The 13300-nt window shown below is 68.4% G+C and carries 16 protein-coding genes; 12 read left to right on the forward strand and 4 right to left on the reverse strand.

All coding sequences use genetic code 11. From position 1 onward, the window contains the following. Positions 1 to 8 precede the first annotated feature (8 nt). Genes ctaD through QZH52_RS09235 form a run of 5 tightly spaced genes read left to right on the forward strand, consistent with a single transcriptional unit; the run spans position 9 to position 3559 of the window. Entirely contained in the window at positions 9 to 1646 is a 1638-nt protein-coding gene (gene ctaD / locus QZH52_RS09215; protein WP_301807151.1) for a cytochrome c oxidase subunit I, read from the forward strand. Between the two features lie 13 nt (positions 1647 to 1659). Continuing rightward, entirely contained in the window at positions 1660 to 1770 is a 111-nt protein-coding gene (locus QZH52_RS09220) for a cytochrome oxidase small assembly protein (protein ID WP_286525389.1), read from the forward strand. A 19-nt stretch (positions 1771 to 1789) separates the two neighbouring features. Further along, positions 1790 to 2422 carry a cytochrome c oxidase assembly protein gene (locus QZH52_RS09225; protein ID WP_301807158.1) on the forward strand — a complete coding sequence of 211 codons (633 nt, stop codon included), beginning with the start codon at positions 1790 to 1792 and terminating at the stop codon, positions 2420 to 2422. Continuing rightward, positions 2419 to 2628 (forward strand): DUF2970 domain-containing protein, encoded by a 210-nt coding sequence (locus tag QZH52_RS09230; protein WP_286525386.1) that lies wholly within the window; start codon positions 2419 to 2421, stop codon positions 2626 to 2628. Before QZH52_RS09225 ends, QZH52_RS09230 begins: the two co-directional genes overlap by 4 nt. A gap of 49 nt (positions 2629 to 2677) precedes the next feature. Then, positions 2678 to 3559, forward strand: coding sequence for a cytochrome c oxidase subunit 3 (locus QZH52_RS09235; protein ID WP_301807161.1), 882 nt, complete (start codon positions 2678 to 2680; stop codon positions 3557 to 3559). Positions 3560 to 3630: 71 nt separating this feature from the next. Here the strand turns inward: QZH52_RS09235 and QZH52_RS09240 are convergent, their stop codons facing one another. Next, positions 3631 to 3852 carry a twin transmembrane helix small protein gene (locus QZH52_RS09240; protein WP_286525382.1) on the reverse strand — a complete coding sequence of 74 codons (222 nt, stop codon included), beginning with the start codon at positions 3850 to 3852 and terminating at the stop codon, positions 3631 to 3633. A 36-nt stretch (positions 3853 to 3888) separates the two neighbouring features. On the opposite strand from QZH52_RS09240, the gene QZH52_RS09245 reads away from it, so the two are divergent. The 6 genes from QZH52_RS09245 to QZH52_RS09270 are packed head-to-tail and all read left to right on the forward strand — an operon-like array spanning position 3889 to position 8948. Further along, a complete protein-coding gene (locus QZH52_RS09245; protein WP_301807166.1) occupies positions 3889 to 4728 on the forward strand; it encodes an SURF1 family protein in 840 nt (279 codons plus the stop codon). Beyond that, positions 4670 to 5395 carry a redox-active disulfide-containing membrane protein gene (locus QZH52_RS09250; RefSeq protein WP_301807169.1) on the forward strand — a complete coding sequence of 242 codons (726 nt, stop codon included), beginning with the start codon at positions 4670 to 4672 and terminating at the stop codon, positions 5393 to 5395. Before QZH52_RS09245 ends, QZH52_RS09250 begins: the two co-directional genes overlap by 59 nt. Before the next feature lie 8 nt (positions 5396 to 5403). Further along, on the forward strand, positions 5404 to 6591 hold the full coding sequence (locus QZH52_RS09255) for a COX15/CtaA family protein (RefSeq protein WP_301807172.1): 1188 nt from the start codon (positions 5404 to 5406) through the stop codon (positions 6589 to 6591). Further along, positions 6588 to 7493, forward strand: coding sequence for a heme o synthase (gene cyoE, locus QZH52_RS09260; RefSeq protein WP_301807177.1), 906 nt, complete (start codon positions 6588 to 6590; stop codon positions 7491 to 7493). The genes QZH52_RS09255 and cyoE overlap by 4 nt, the downstream gene beginning before the upstream one ends. Before the next feature lie 8 nt (positions 7494 to 7501). After that, positions 7502 to 8107, forward strand: coding sequence for an SCO family protein (locus tag QZH52_RS09265; protein ID WP_286534741.1), 606 nt, complete (start codon positions 7502 to 7504; stop codon positions 8105 to 8107). 4 nt (positions 8108 to 8111) lie between these two features. Further along, a complete protein-coding gene (locus tag QZH52_RS09270; protein ID WP_286534740.1) occupies positions 8112 to 8948 on the forward strand; it encodes a DNA alkylation repair protein in 837 nt (278 codons plus the stop codon). A gap of 49 nt (positions 8949 to 8997) precedes the next feature. Here QZH52_RS09270 and rpoH read toward each other — a convergent pair whose 3' ends face one another. The 3 genes from rpoH to ftsY all read right to left on the reverse strand — a co-directional run bounded on the left by rpoH (position 8998) and on the right by ftsY (position 11800). After that, positions 8998 to 9939 carry an RNA polymerase sigma factor RpoH gene (rpoH, locus tag QZH52_RS09275; protein ID WP_286506051.1) on the reverse strand — a complete coding sequence of 314 codons (942 nt, stop codon included), beginning with the start codon at positions 9937 to 9939 and terminating at the stop codon, positions 8998 to 9000. 105 nt (positions 9940 to 10044) lie between these two features. Beyond that, the gene (locus tag QZH52_RS09280) at positions 10045 to 10506 is read right to left on the reverse strand and encodes an Mpo1 family 2-hydroxy fatty acid dioxygenase (protein WP_286534739.1); all 462 of its coding nucleotides are present in this window, start codon (positions 10504 to 10506) and stop codon (positions 10045 to 10047) included. 64 nt (positions 10507 to 10570) lie between these two features. After that, positions 10571 to 11800, reverse strand: coding sequence for a signal recognition particle-docking protein FtsY (gene ftsY, locus QZH52_RS09285; RefSeq protein ID WP_301807188.1), 1230 nt, complete (start codon positions 11798 to 11800; stop codon positions 10571 to 10573). A gap of 29 nt (positions 11801 to 11829) precedes the next feature. Between ftsY and QZH52_RS09290 the strand changes: the two genes are divergently transcribed. Further along, entirely contained in the window at positions 11830 to 13293 is a 1464-nt protein-coding gene (locus QZH52_RS09290) for a M16 family metallopeptidase (RefSeq protein ID WP_301807191.1), read from the forward strand. The last annotated feature ends 7 nt before the right edge of the window (positions 13294 to 13300 follow it).

Raw genomic sequence — 13300 nt, forward strand, 5'->3', positions numbered from 1 at the left:
AACCCAAGATGAGCGCAGTCCTCGACCCCCACGGCCACGCACCAGGTCACGACGACCATGCCCACGACGACCACCACGGCGCACCGGCCGGCTGGCGCCGCTGGGTGTTCGCGACCAACCACAAGGACATCGGCACGCTGTACCTGCTGTTCTCGTTCACCATGCTGATGGTCGGCGGCGTGCTCGCGCTGCTGATCCGCGCCGAGCTGTTCCAGCCCGGCCTGCAGCTGGTCAACCCCGAACTGTTCAACCAGTTCACCACCATGCACGGCCTGATCATGGTGTTCGGCGCCATCATGCCGGCCTTCGTGGGCTTCGCGAACTGGATGATCCCGCTGCAGATCGGCGCATCCGACATGGCCTTCGCGCGCATGAACAACTTCAGCTTCTGGCTGCTGATCCCGGCGGCGCTGATGCTGGTCGGTTCGTTCTTCATGCCCGGCGGCGCACCGGCAGCCGGCTGGACGCTCTACGCGCCGCTCACCCTGCAGATGGGCCCCTCGATGGACGCCGGCATCTTCGCGATGCACATCATGGGCGCCTCGTCGATCATGGGCTCGATCAACATCATCGTCACCATCCTCAACATGCGCGCCCCCGGCATGACCCTGATGAAGATGCCGATGTTCTGCTGGACCTGGCTCATCACCGCCTACCTGCTGATTGCCGTGATGCCGGTGCTCGCCGGTGCCATCACGATGACGCTGACCGACCGCCACTTCGGCACCAGCTTCTTCAACCCCGCCGGCGGCGGCGACCCGGTGATGTACCAGCACATCTTCTGGTTCTTCGGCCACCCCGAGGTCTACATCATGATCTTGCCGGCCTTCGGCATCATCAGCCAGATCGTGCCGGCCTTCTCACGCAAGAGGCTCTTCGGCTACGCCTCCATGGTGTACGCCACCTCGTCGATCGCGATCCTGTCGTTCATCGTCTGGGCGCATCACATGTTCACGACCGGCATGCCGCTCACCGGCCAGCTGTTCTTCATGTACGCGACCATGCTGATCGCCGTGCCCACGGCCGTGAAGATCTTCAACTGGGTCGCCACCATGTGGCAGGGCTCGATGACCTTCGAGACGCCGATGCTGTTCGCGGTCGGCTTCATCTTCGTGTTCACGATGGGCGGCTTCACCGGCCTGATCCTGGCGGTCGCCCCGATCGACACCCAGCTGCAAGACACCTACTACGTCGTCGCCCACTTCCACTACGTGCTGGTGGCCGGCTCGCTCTACGCGATGTTCGCCGGCTACTACTACTGGGCGCCCAAGTGGACCGGCGTGATGTACAACGAGACCCGCGGCAAGGTCCACTTCTGGTGGTCGCTGATCTCGTTCAACATCACGTTCTTCCCGATGCACTTCCTGGGCCTGGCGGGCATGCCGCGCCGCTATGCCGACTACCCGATGCAGTTCGCCGACTTCAATGCGGTGGCCAGCGTCGGCGCCTTCGCCTTCGGCCTGGCGCAGGTTTACTTCTTCTTCTTCATCGTGCTGCCGACCATGCTCGGCAAGGGCGAGAAGGCCCCGCAGAAGCCGTGGGAAGCGGCCGAAGGCCTCGAGTGGGAAGTCCCCTCGCCGGCGCCGTTCCACACCTTCGAGACCCCGCCGCGGCTGGACCCCACCGCGACCAAGGTGATCGGCTGAAGCGCGCCGCGACATGACGCCCGAGCAGAAAAGGAACAACCGCCGCATGGGGCTGACGCTGGCCTCCATCGCGCTGCTGTTCTTCGTCGGATTCATCGTCCGCATGGTCTGGATCGGCCGCTAGGCCGCGACGAGGGCACGGCATGGGCATCGGTCAACGCATCCGCCGCGAGAACGTCCGCATGGTCGGCAAGCTGGCCGTGGTCGCTGCCGGCATGTTCGGCTTCGGCTATGCACTGGTGCCGATGTACCGCGCGATCTGCGAAATGACCGGCATCAACATCCTGGCGCTCTCGGAGCTCCAGGTGCCGGGCGGCGCCAGCGGCGGCAACCAGGTGCGCGTGCCCGACAACACCCAGGTCGACATGAGCCGCACCATCACGGTCGAGTTCGACGCCAACGTGCGCGGGCTCTGGGACTTCAAGCCGGCCCAGCGTTCGATGGAAGTGCACCCGGGCCAGCTCAACACCGTCATGTACGAGTTCCAGAACGTCCAGAACCGCCGGATGGCGGCGCAGGCGATCCCGAGCTACGCGCCGCAGCAGGCCGCGCCCTACTTCAACAAGCTCGAGTGCTTCTGCTTCAACCAGTACACGCTCGACCCGGGCGAAAAGAAAGAGTGGCCGGTCGCCTTCGTGATCGATCCGAAGATCTCCAAGGACGTCAAGACGATCACGCTGTCGTACACCTTCTTCGAGGTCGGCGGCAAGACCCCGCCGGCCCCGGTGGCCGCCAACGGCGCGCTGGCCGTGCCTGCAACGGAGCCGCGCTCGTGAGCGTCTCGCCGTTGTCTCGCAAGGCGTCGCTGTGGCAGACCGTGAGGGCCGTCTGCTGGTCGTTCTTCGGCATCCGCAAGAACAGCGGCTACCAGGACGACCTCGCGAAGCTCAATCCCCTGCACATCATCGCGGTCGCCTTCGTCGCCGTGGCGCTGTTCGTGGCCGCGCTGATCCTGCTGGTGCGCTGGGTGGCCGCCTCCTGAATCAAGATCCCACAGAAATCGAAGCTAGAGAAGAAAACCAGGACCTGAAATGAGCTCAACCACCCACGGCACCACGCCTTACTACTTCGTGCCCGGGCCATCGGCCTTCCCGGTCATGGCCGCGACCGGCCTGCTCTTCGTCATCCTGGGCGCGGCCCAGTGGATCAACGGCCACCAATGGGGCATGTGGTCGCTGCTGGCCGGCATGATCATCTGGCTCGGCACGCTCTACGTCTGGTTCAGCGCCTCGATCCGCGAAAGCGAAGGCGGCCTGTATGGCCACAAGGTCGACCTCTCGTTCCGCTGGAGCATGAGTTGGTTCATCTTCTCCGAAGTGATGTTCTTCGGCGCCTTCTTCACCGCGCTGTGGTGGGCCCGCACCCACGCGCTGCCGGCGCTCGGCAGCCTCGACAACGCCTTGCTGTGGCCCGATTTCAAGGCCGTCTGGCCGACCACGGCGGCTGGCGTGACCGGTTCGCCCGCCGGCATCGTCGAGCCCTTCCAGACCGTCGGCCCGTTCTGGCTGCCGACCATCAACACCGCGCTGCTGCTGAGTTCCGGCGTCACGCTGACCATCGCCCACCACGCGCTGCGTGCCGGCCATCGCGCGCAGAGCGTGCGCTTCATGTGGCTGACCGTGCTGCTGGGCTTCACCTTCCTGTGCGTCCAGGGCTACGAATACCACCACCTGTACACCGAACTGAACCTCAAGCTCAGCTCCGGCGCCTACGGCTCCACGTTCTTCATGCTGACCGGCTTCCACGGCCTGCACGTGTTCATCGGCATGCTGATGCTGTTCTTCATCACCCTGCGACTGCGCCGCGGCCACTTCACGCCCGAACGGCACTTCGGCTTCGAAGGCGCCGCCTGGTACTGGCACTTCGTCGACGTGGTGTGGCTCGGCCTCTACTTCCTGGTCTATTGGCTTTGAGCATCGGCAACGGCACGACAAGAAAGCGCCGCAAGGCGCTTTTTTCATGGATCTCGTGGAACGAGCACCACCTACTTGCCGATCGGGAGGCCCCCGGGCTGGATGTAGCCGAGTTTCCACGCGAGGAGCACGCAGAGGAACAAAAGCACCGACAACCCGATCCGAACCGTGAGCGCGCGCACCATGCCGCCGCTCTTGGCGCGGCCGTTGCGCCCGTCCCTCAGCATGAAGAACAGCGCCACCGCGAGACTCGCCAGGATGCCCAGGAAGGCGAGGGCGACCAGATATTTCATGACCCCCATTATCGGCCGCCAGCGCCGCCTCCTGCCGTGAATGCGCAACCGCTCCAGACCTCTCGTCCCGGCCGTGCCGGCCGCTTCTGGTTCGTCACCGCGGTTGCCGTGCTGGTGCTCGCCGCCGCCCTTTCGCTCGGCCGCTGGCAGTTGTCTCGCGCGGCCCAGAAAGAGGCTCTGCAGGCCGAGATCGAGGCCCAGAAGAACCTGCCGCCTCTCGACCCACAGGCCTTCCTGGCGCTCGCCGACGCGACCACCGCGATGCACCGGCCGGTGCGTCTGCGCGGGCTCTGGCTGGCCCCGCACACCGTCTATCTCGACAACCGACAGATGCATGGCGTGCCGGGCTTCTACGTGCTGACGCCCTTCGCGCTCGAAGGCACCGAACAGACGGTGCTGATCCAGCGCGGCTGGATCCAGCGCAATTTCACCGACCGCGCCAAGCTGGAGCCGATCGAGACGCCGAGCGGCCTGGTCGAGGTGACGGCCCGGATCGCGCCGCCGCCCGCCCATTTGCTGGAACTGGGCAAGGGCGATGGCGCGGCGGCGCCCGCGCCCGCCGCTTCTGCCCCGGCCGCCCCGACGGCCGCGGCCACGCCCGATTCCGTGGGGTCTTCGCGCATCCGGCAGAATCTCGCCCTGGAAGCGTTCCGCGCCGAAACCGGCCTGCCCCTGCGGACCGACGTTTCCCTGCAGCAGACCGGTCCGGCCTCCGAGGGCTTGCAGCGCGACTGGCCGGCCCCCGCGCTGGGGGTCGAAAAGCACTACGGCTACGCATTCCAGTGGTTCGGCCTCGCGGCCCTCGTGGTATTCCTCTATGTCTGGTTCCAACTCATCGCCCCCTTCCGCCGTGCACGCCTTGCCCGCCGCGGCTGACGAGCCGCTCGGCCTGACCGTGCATTCGATGCCGTCGCCGCGCCAGGCCCTGGCGGGCGCCGAGGGCCGGCGCACGGTCCAGGGCCGCTGGAAGATGATCTTCGTGCTGCTGTGCTGCGCGGCCCCGGTGATCGCCTCCTACTTCACCTACTACGTGGTGCGCCCCGAAAGCCGCAGCGTCTACGGCGAGCTGATCGACCCGCAGCGACCGCTGCCGAACATCGCGGCGACGCTGCCGGACGGCACCACCCAGCGCCTGCCCTCGCTCAAGGGCCAGTGGCTGCTGCTGACCGTGGCCGATGCCGGCTGCGATGCGCTCTGCGAACAACAGCTGTACCTGCAGCGTCAGCTGCGCGAGAGCCTCGGGCGCGAAAAGGACCGGCTCGACCGCGTCTGGCTGGTCAGCGACGACAAGCCGCTGCCCGAGCGGCTCGCCAACGGCCTGCGCGGCGCCACCGTGCTGCGCCTGCCGGCGGCCGAGGTCGCCAAGTGGCTGCCGGCTGCCGCCGGCCATGCGCCGGCGGAGCACCTCTTCGTGGTCGATCCGCTGGGCAACCTGATGATGCGGTTCCCGGCCCGCATGGACGCCGCCGGCGCCAGCCGCGGCAAGCGCGACCTCGACCGGCTGCTGCGCGCCTCGTCTTCGTGGGACGAAGCCGGCCGCTGATCAACGCCATGGACACGACCTCGCTCTACGACCTCAAGCCGATCGCCTGGCTGCTGGCGGTCGGCGTCCTGCTGGCCCTCGGTCCGCTGGTCTGGGTCTGGCGCCGCAACGCCGGCGCCGCTGCCGCGCGCCGGCTGCATGCGCTGACCGTCCTGACCCTGTTCCTGACCTTCGACCTGACCCTGTTCGGCGCCTTCACCCGCCTGAGCGATTCGGGCCTGGGCTGCCCCGACTGGCCCGGCTGCTACGGCAACGCCAGCCCGGTCGGTGCCCGGCACGACATCGCGATGGCGCAGGCCGCCCAGCCGACCGGGCCGGTGACGCACAGCAAGGCCTGGGTCGAGATGGTCCACCGCTACCTGGCCACCGGGGTCGGCTTCCTGATCCTGGTGCTGGCGATCGCGACCTGGGTCGCGCGCCGCCGCCAACGCCGGCCCGACCACCGCGGCGAGCGTGCGCTCAGCGCCTGGTGGCCCGCGGCCACGCTGGCCTGGGTCTGCCTGCAGGGCGCCTTCGGTGCCCTGACCGTCACCTGGAAGCTGTTCCCGGCCATCGTGACGCTGCACCTGATGGGCGCCGTGGTGCTGCTGGCGCTGCTGTGCATCCAGGCCGTGCGCTACCAGCAGGCGGCGACGCAGCGCCTGCCGACGCCCCTGCCGTCGCCGCTGCGCAGCCTTCTTGTCGGCACCACCGCCTTGCTCGCGCTGCAGATCGCCCTGGGCGGCTGGGTCAGCACCAACTATGCGGTGCTGGCCTGCACCCAGTTCCCGACCTGCCAGGACAGCTGGTGGCCGCCGATGGACTTCGCCCAGGGCTTCCAGGTCTGGCGCCACCTGGGCGAGACCGCCGCCGGCAGCCCGATCGATTTCGCGGCGCTCACCGCCATCCACTACGTGCACCGCCTGATGGCCTACCTCGTGTTCGTCGCCATCGGGCTGCTGGCCTGGCGGCTGCGCCGCATCCGGCCGCTGCGTGCCCAATCGCGCTGGCTGGCAGGCCTGGCCCTGCTGCAGCTCGCCAGCGGCCTCGGCAACGTGCTGCTCGGATGGCCGCTCGCGGCGGCCCTGCTCCACACCGGCGGCGCCGCCGCGCTCGCGGTGGTGCTGACCTGGACCCTCTGCGAAAGCCGTCGCGAAGGCGCGCGCAGCGCGGCCGGCGCCGGCGCCCGTGTTCCCAAAATGGAGGTGGCCCGATGAGCGCCCCCGTGTCTGTCCCCGCCCCGACCACCGCCAGCGTGCTGCGCCAGTTCTATGCGCTGACCAAGCCGCGGGTGGTGCAACTGATCGTCTTCTGCGCCCTGATCGGCATGGTGCTCGCGGTGCCCGGCGTGCCGTCGCTGGCCGATCTGCAGCAGGGCGCACTCGCCTGCCTCGGGATCTGGCTGGTCGCCGGCGCGGCGGCCGCCTTCAACTGCCTGGTCGAGAAGGGCATCGACGCCAAGATGAAGCGCACCGCCTGGCGGCCGACGGCGCGCGGGCAACTGAGCGACAAGCAGGCGCTGATCTTCTCGGCCGGGCTCTGCGCCGCCGGCTCGGCGCTTCTTTGGTTCACCGTGAACCCGCTGACCATGTGGCTGACCTTCGCCACCTTCGTCGGCTACGCGGTGGTCTACACCGTCATCCTGAAGCCGCTGACGCCGCAGAACATCGTGATCGGCGGCGCCTCGGGCGCGATGCCGCCGGTGCTGGGCTGGGCCGCGATGACCGGTGACGTCGGCCCCGAGGCGCTGATCCTGTTCCTGATCATCTTCCTGTGGACGCCGCCGCACTTCTGGGCCCTGGCCCTGTACCGGGTCGAGGACTACCGCAAGGCCGGCCTGCCGATGCTGCCCGTGACGCACGGCAACGAGTTCACGCGGCTGCAGGTGCTGCTCTACACATTCATCCTCTTCGCCGCCTGCCTGATGCCCTTCATCTACGGCATGAGCGGCTGGCTCTATCTGGTGGTCGCGATCGGCGTCAGCATCGGCTTCACCGGCTATGCCTTCGCGCTGTGGCGGAACTATTCCGACGCGCTGGCGCGCAAGACCTTTCGCTTTTCACTGATCCACCTGAGCGTGCTGTTCGCGGCGCTGCTGGTCGACCACTACCTCCAATGACCGAATCCATGAACAAGCGCCAAGCACTCCGGACCCTGGCCTGGGTCGGCGTCGCCGCGGCCGCGGGCGTCCAGCTCGCCGGCTGCACCGAGGCCAAGCCCAGCTTCAATGCGGTCGACATCACGGGCGCCGACTACGCCCGCGACTTCTCGCTGACCGATGCCGACGGCAAGGTCCGCACCCTGGCCGATTTCAAGGGCAAGGCGGTGGTGCTGTTCTTCGGCTACGCGCAGTGCCCCGACGTCTGCCCGACCACCATGAGCGAGATGGCGCAGGTCAAGCAGCAGCTGGGTGCCGATGGCGACAAGTTGCAGGTGGTGTTCGTCACGGTCGACCCGGCGCGCGACACGCCCGAGGTCATGAAGGCCTACATGGGCGCCTTCGACCCGTCGTTCGTGGCGCTGATCCCGACGCCCGACCAGCTCGCCGCGGTGGCCAAGGACTTCAAGGTCTACTTCAAGAAGGTCGAGGGCAAGACGCCGACCAGCTATTCGATGGACCACTCGGCGGCCAGCTTCGTCTACGACCCGCAGGGCCGGTTGCGGCTGTACGCGCGCTACGGCGCCGGCGTGGCCCCGATGGTGTCGGACCTCAAGACCCTGCTCAAGTCCTGAACCCGTGGCGTCGGTCGACCACCTGAAGCAGCGCAAGGGCGCCTTCCGCATCGCGTTGATCCCGCCCGAGGTGCTGGACGCGCTCAACGACGGCCTGCTCGAGACCGTCAACCTCAACGAATTCATGGCGCTGGAGCTGCCCCGGCTGGCGCGCAGCGTGGCGGCGCAGATCGGGCTCGACCCGGCCAGCGAACGGCTGGCCGACACCTGCGCCATGCTGCCCGCGTTCAAGCCGATGCAGCGCCACGGCCACATCGCGCGGGCGTTCTACGACCTGGCCGGCGCCCACCCCGAGCGCGACGCCGTGGCCCACCGCCTGGCCACCCATGCGAGCGACGTGGCGCGCTGCTGGGCGACCCAGTGGCTCCCGATGTCGGGGCTCGCGCTGCCCGAGCAGCTGGCGGCGGTGCGCCGCTTTGCCGCCGATCCGCATTTCGGCGTCCGCGAGATGGCCTGGATGGGGGTGCGCGAGGCGACCATCCGCGCGCTCGACCAGGCGCTGGCCCTGCTCCAGCCCTGGACCGCCGATCCCGATCCGAACATCCGCCGCTTCGCCAGCGAGCTGACCCGTCCGCGCGGGGTCTGGTGCCCCCAGATCGAGCGGCTCAAGGCCGAGCCCTGGCTGGCCCTGCCGCTGCTGGAGCCGCTGCGCGCCGACCCCAGCCGCTACGTCCAGAACTCGGTCGCCAACTGGCTCAACGATGCCAGCCGGACCCAGCCGGACTGGGTCGAAGCCACCTGCGAGCGCTGGCTGGCCGACAGCGATGCCGCCGAAACCCGCTACATCGCGCGCCGGGCATTGCGCACGCTGGCCAAGCGGCCGCCCGAAGAAGCAGCCTGACAACGAAAAAGCCCGGCGCGGGCCGGGCTTTTTTCGGGGGCGGAGCCGCTCAGGCGTATTCGGCCAGGGCCTTCTTCATCTTCTTCATCGCGGCGACCTCGATCTGGCGGATGCGCTCGGCGCTCACGCCATAGACCGCGGCCAGGTCGTGCAGGGTCATGCCGCCCGAACCGTCGTCGTTGACCTTGAGCCAGCGCTCCTCGACGATGCGGCGGCTGCGGTCGTCCAGCGCCTCGAGCGCGGTCGAGATGCCGTCGGTCGACAGGCGGTCGCGCTGGCGCGATTCGATCTGCGCGGTCGGCTCCTGCGTGGCGTCGGCCAGGTAGGCGATCGGGCCGAAGCCTTCGTCGCCGTCGTCGGACGGGCTCGGGTCGAGCAGCACGTCGCCGCCCGAGAGCCGGGTTTCCATCTCGAGCACTTCCTCGGGCTTCACGTTGAGCCGGGTGGCCATCTGCGACACCTCGTCAGGGCTCAGCGTCTCGCGGTGGGTGCCCGCATCGGCGGCGGCCGAATCGGCCTTGAAACCCTGCTTCATGGAGCGCAGGTTGAAGAACAGCTTGCGCTGGGCCTTGGTCGTCGCGACCTTGACCATGCGCCAGTTCTTCAGGATGTACTCGTGGATCTCGGCCTTGATCCAGTGCATGGCGTAGCTCACCAGCCGGACGCCCTGGTCGGGATCGAAGCGTTTCACGGCCTTCATGAGGCCGACATTGCCTTCCTGGATCAGGTCGCCGTGCGGCAGCCCGTAGCCCAGATATTGGCGGGAGATAGACACAACAAGGCGCAGATGCGACAAGATAAGCGCACCAGCAGCTTCGAGATCGTTGTTGTCGCGCAGTTTGCGCGCAAAGCCCTGCTCTTCTTCGAGCGTGAGCAACGGCAGGCGGTTGGCTGCCGAGATGTAGGCGTCCAAGTTACCCAGCGGCGGGACCATCGACCACGGATTGGCGACGGCGAGCTGGTTGGCAGAGGCTCCAGACAGTGTTGTCATTCGGGGAACTCCTTCGTTCATGGCCATATTAGCACTCGGTTAGAGGGAGTGCTAAGCTAAGGGTTCCCACCTATTTTCTATGGGGCCGATAGCCTTTTCCAGCGCCTACCAGCGAATGCCGAGGCGAGAGAAAAGCAGCGACAGCACGAACAAAGGGCCGACCCAAAGGTATTGGATGTCCTCGAAGAAGGAAGGTTTCCGCCCTTCGATCTTGTGGCCGATGAACTGGAAGATCCAGGCCACCACGAAGATGGCGGCGGAAATCGGCAGCACAAGGTCCCCCATGGCGTGGACCAGCGCCAGTGCGGCGGCCGTGGCCGCGAGCATCGCCACCAGGAAGACCGGCGCCCGCAGCCCGACGTAATAGACCGCGCTGGCCGCCACGAAGGCATAGGCCACCCAGGGATGGAGAGCGAACAGCAGCCCGACGATGCTGACCATGATCGCTGGGATCGCGACCACGTGGATCGCCTCGTTGGTCGGGTTGCGGTGGCTCTCGCCATAGTGGGCGAGCAGGCGGTCGACCTTGCGGTCGGCGCCGGCGAGGGGGGCGGAAGCGGTGTTCATGCGGGTCTCCGGGGCCTCTTGGCGGGCTCCGGCCATGATGCCAGAGCGCCCCGCGGCGCACAAATTAGCCGAGGAGGGCCTGAGCGAACTCGCGCGCGTCGAAGGTTTCCAGGTCCTCGAGCTTCTCGCCGACGCCGATGAAATAGACCGGGATCGGCCGTTCGCGCGCGATCGCGCACAGCACGCCGCCCTTGGCCGTACCGTCGAGCTTGGTCACGACCAGCCCGGTCAGGCCCAGCGCCTCGTCGAAGGACTTGACCTGCGCCAGCGCGTTCTGGCCGGTGTTGCCGTCGATCACCAGCAGCACCTCGTGCGGCGCCGTCGGGTCGGCCCGGTTGACCACCCGCTTGATCTTCTTGAGCTCGTCCATCAGGTGGATCTGGGTCGGCAGCCGGCCGGCGGTGTCGACCAGCACCACGTCCTTGCCGCGCGCCTTGCCGGCATTGACCGCGTCGAAGCTCACGGCAGCCGGATCGCCGCCCTCCTGGCTGACGATCTCGACCGTGTTGCGGTCGGCCCAGACCAGCAACTGCTCGCGCGCCGCGGCGCGGAAGGTATCGGCCGCCGCCAGCAGCACCGAGGCACCCTCGTTGGCCAGGTGCTTGGTGAGCTTGCCGATCGAGGTGGTCTTGCCGGCGCCGTTGACGCCGGCGACCATGATCACGGTCGGCGTGTGCTCGCCGATGACCAGCGATTTCTCCAGCGGGCGCAGCAGGTCGGCGATGGCGTCCGCCAGCAGCAGCTTGACCTGTGCCGCGTCGCTCGCCATGGTGCTCTTGACGCGGCGGCGCAGGTCTTCGAGCAGGTGCTCGGTGGCCTTGACCCCGGTGTCGGCCATCAGCAGCGCTTCCTCGAGTTCTTCGTAGAGTGCGTCGTCGATCTGGGCGTTGACGAAGGTGGCGGCGATGCTGTTGCCGGTCTTGCGCAGACCGTTCTTGAGCTTGCCGAGCCAGCCGCTGCGCGCGGGTTCGGCCGCTGGCGCGGGAGGGTGAGGGGGAGGTGGTGGAGGCGGGGGCGATTCGGGCACCGGCGGCAACGCAGCGGGCAGGGCCGGCGGAGCCGCGGAAGGCGCGGGCACCGGGGCCGGCACCGCGACGGGGGCAGGAGGTGTCGGCGCAGCCACGGGGGCTGGCGGCGGCGGCTCCACCACAGGCGCCGCCTTGCCGCCGAACCAGCTGGAGGGCGAAAAGACCGATTTGGGGGCGGGCGCGGGCGATTCGGCCGGCGGGGCCGCCGGCTCCGGAGCCGGCGCCGGGCTCTCGACCGCAGGTTTTTTCTTGAAGAAACTGAACATTGGGCGCTTTTTACAATCCGAGCCATTCTATGAAACACCCCTTGCCACGCCGCGCTGCGTCGGTCGCGGTGCTGGCTTCGGTGCTGTTGGCACTGCCGAGCCTGCCTGCGCTGGCCCAGTCCGCCCATTCGCCCACCGCCGAGACGGCCGCGCCCACGGCGCCGGTTCCGGCCCGGCAATTCACGCTTTCCAACGGCATGACCCTGATCGTCAAGCCCGACCGCCGGGCGCCGACCGCGGTCCAGATGCTCTGGGTCCGGGTCGGGTCGGTCGACGAGGTCGACGGCACTTCGGGCGTCGCCCACGTGCTCGAGCACATGATGTTCAAGGGCAGCAAGCAGCTCAAGCCGGGCGAGTTCTCGCGCCGCGTGGCTGCGCTCGGCGGGCGCGAGAACGCCTTCACCACCCGCGACTACACCGGCTACTACCAGCAGATTCCGGCCGGCCAGCTGGAGCAGGTGATGAAGCTCGAATCCGACCGCTTCGCCAGCAACCAGTGGCCCGACGACGAATTCAAGCGCGAGATCGAGGTCGTCAAGGAGGAGCGCCGGATGCGCACCGACGACCAGCCGCGGGCGCTGCTCGGCGAACAGCAGAACGCGGCGATCTTCACCGCCTCGCCCTACCACCGCCCGGTGGTCGGCTGGATGAGCGACCTCGAAGCGATGACGCCGGCCGACGCCCGCGCCTTCTTCCAGCGCTGGTACGTGCCGTCCAATGCGGCGATCGTGGTGGCCGGCGACGTCGATGTCGACCAGGTGCGGGCCTGGGCCGAGAAATACTACGGCTCGATCCCGACCCGTGCCGTGCCGGAGCGCAAGCCGCGCTCCGAGCCGGCGCAGCGCGGCGTGCGCCGGGTCGAATTCAAGGCGCCGGCCGAGCAGGCCTATGTGTCGCTGGCCTTCCGCGCGCCGCAGATCTCGACCGGCGACGCTTTCGGTGCCGCGGCCGACAGCGACGCCTATGCGCTGGTGGTGCTGGCGGCCCTGCTCGACGGCTATCCCGGTGCCCGGCTCGACCGCGCCCTGACGCAGGGGCCCGACCGCGTGGCCGATTCGGCCGGCGCCTATGCAGGCTTCATCGGCCGCGGGCCGCAGATATTCGGGCTCGACGGCGTGCCCGCCGCCGGCAAGACGCCCGAGGCGGTGGAGGCCGCGCTGCGCGCCGAGGTCGCCAAGGTGGCGCGCGAGGGCGTCGGCGCGGCCGAACTGGCCCGCGTCAAGACCCAGTGGGTGGCGAGCGAGACCTACAAGCTCGACTCGGTGATGGCCCAGGCCCGCGAGCTCGGCAGCAACTGGGTGCAGGGCCTGCCGCTGGACGCCAGCGAGCGGATCATCGCGAAGCTGCAGGCGGTCACGGCCGAGCAGGTGCAGGCGGTGGCGGCGAAATACTTCGGCGACGACCAGATGACGGCCGCCGTTCTGCGGCCGCTGCCGCCCGAACCCAACCGCCGCCCGCGCGGTTTTGCAGCGCCTGCCGGCGATCTGCGTTGAAACGAGG

This window comes from Variovorax ginsengisoli (genome assembly GCF_030486595.1).
Lineage (GTDB): Bacteria > Pseudomonadota > Gammaproteobacteria > Burkholderiales > Burkholderiaceae_C > Variovorax > Variovorax ginsengisoli_B.

Bases quoted from the DNA above. Each gene is read 5' to 3' on its own strand.
- cyoE (WP_301807177.1), top strand. From the start codon at position 6,588: ATGAGCGCCCCCGTGTCTGTCCCCGCCCCGACCACCGCCAGCGTGCTG.
- ftsY (WP_301807188.1), bottom strand. From the start codon at position 11,800: ATGTTCAGTTTCTTCAAGAAAAAACCTGCGGTCGAGAGCCCGGCGCCG.
- QZH52_RS09235 (WP_301807161.1), top strand. From the start codon at position 2,678: ATGAGCTCAACCACCCACGGCACCACGCCTTACTACTTCGTGCCCGGG.
- ctaD (WP_301807151.1), top strand. From the start codon at position 9: ATGAGCGCAGTCCTCGACCCCCACGGCCACGCACCAGGTCACGACGAC.
- QZH52_RS09280 (WP_286534739.1), bottom strand. From the start codon at position 10,506: ATGAACACCGCTTCCGCCCCCCTCGCCGGCGCCGACCGCAAGGTCGAC.
- QZH52_RS09225 (WP_301807158.1), top strand. From the start codon at position 1,790: ATGGGCATCGGTCAACGCATCCGCCGCGAGAACGTCCGCATGGTCGGC.
- QZH52_RS09220 (WP_286525389.1), top strand. From the start codon at position 1,660: ATGACGCCCGAGCAGAAAAGGAACAACCGCCGCATGGGGCTGACGCTG.
- QZH52_RS09290 (WP_301807191.1), top strand. From the start codon at position 11,830: ATGAAACACCCCTTGCCACGCCGCGCTGCGTCGGTCGCGGTGCTGGCT.
- rpoH (WP_286506051.1), bottom strand. From the start codon at position 9,939: ATGACAACACTGTCTGGAGCCTCTGCCAACCAGCTCGCCGTCGCCAAT.
- QZH52_RS09250 (WP_301807169.1), top strand. From the start codon at position 4,670: ATGTCTGGTTCCAACTCATCGCCCCCTTCCGCCGTGCACGCCTTGCCC.
- QZH52_RS09265 (WP_286534741.1), top strand. From the start codon at position 7,502: ATGAACAAGCGCCAAGCACTCCGGACCCTGGCCTGGGTCGGCGTCGCC.
- QZH52_RS09255 (WP_301807172.1), top strand. From the start codon at position 5,404: ATGGACACGACCTCGCTCTACGACCTCAAGCCGATCGCCTGGCTGCTG.
- QZH52_RS09240 (WP_286525382.1), bottom strand. From the start codon at position 3,852: ATGAAATATCTGGTCGCCCTCGCCTTCCTGGGCATCCTGGCGAGTCTC.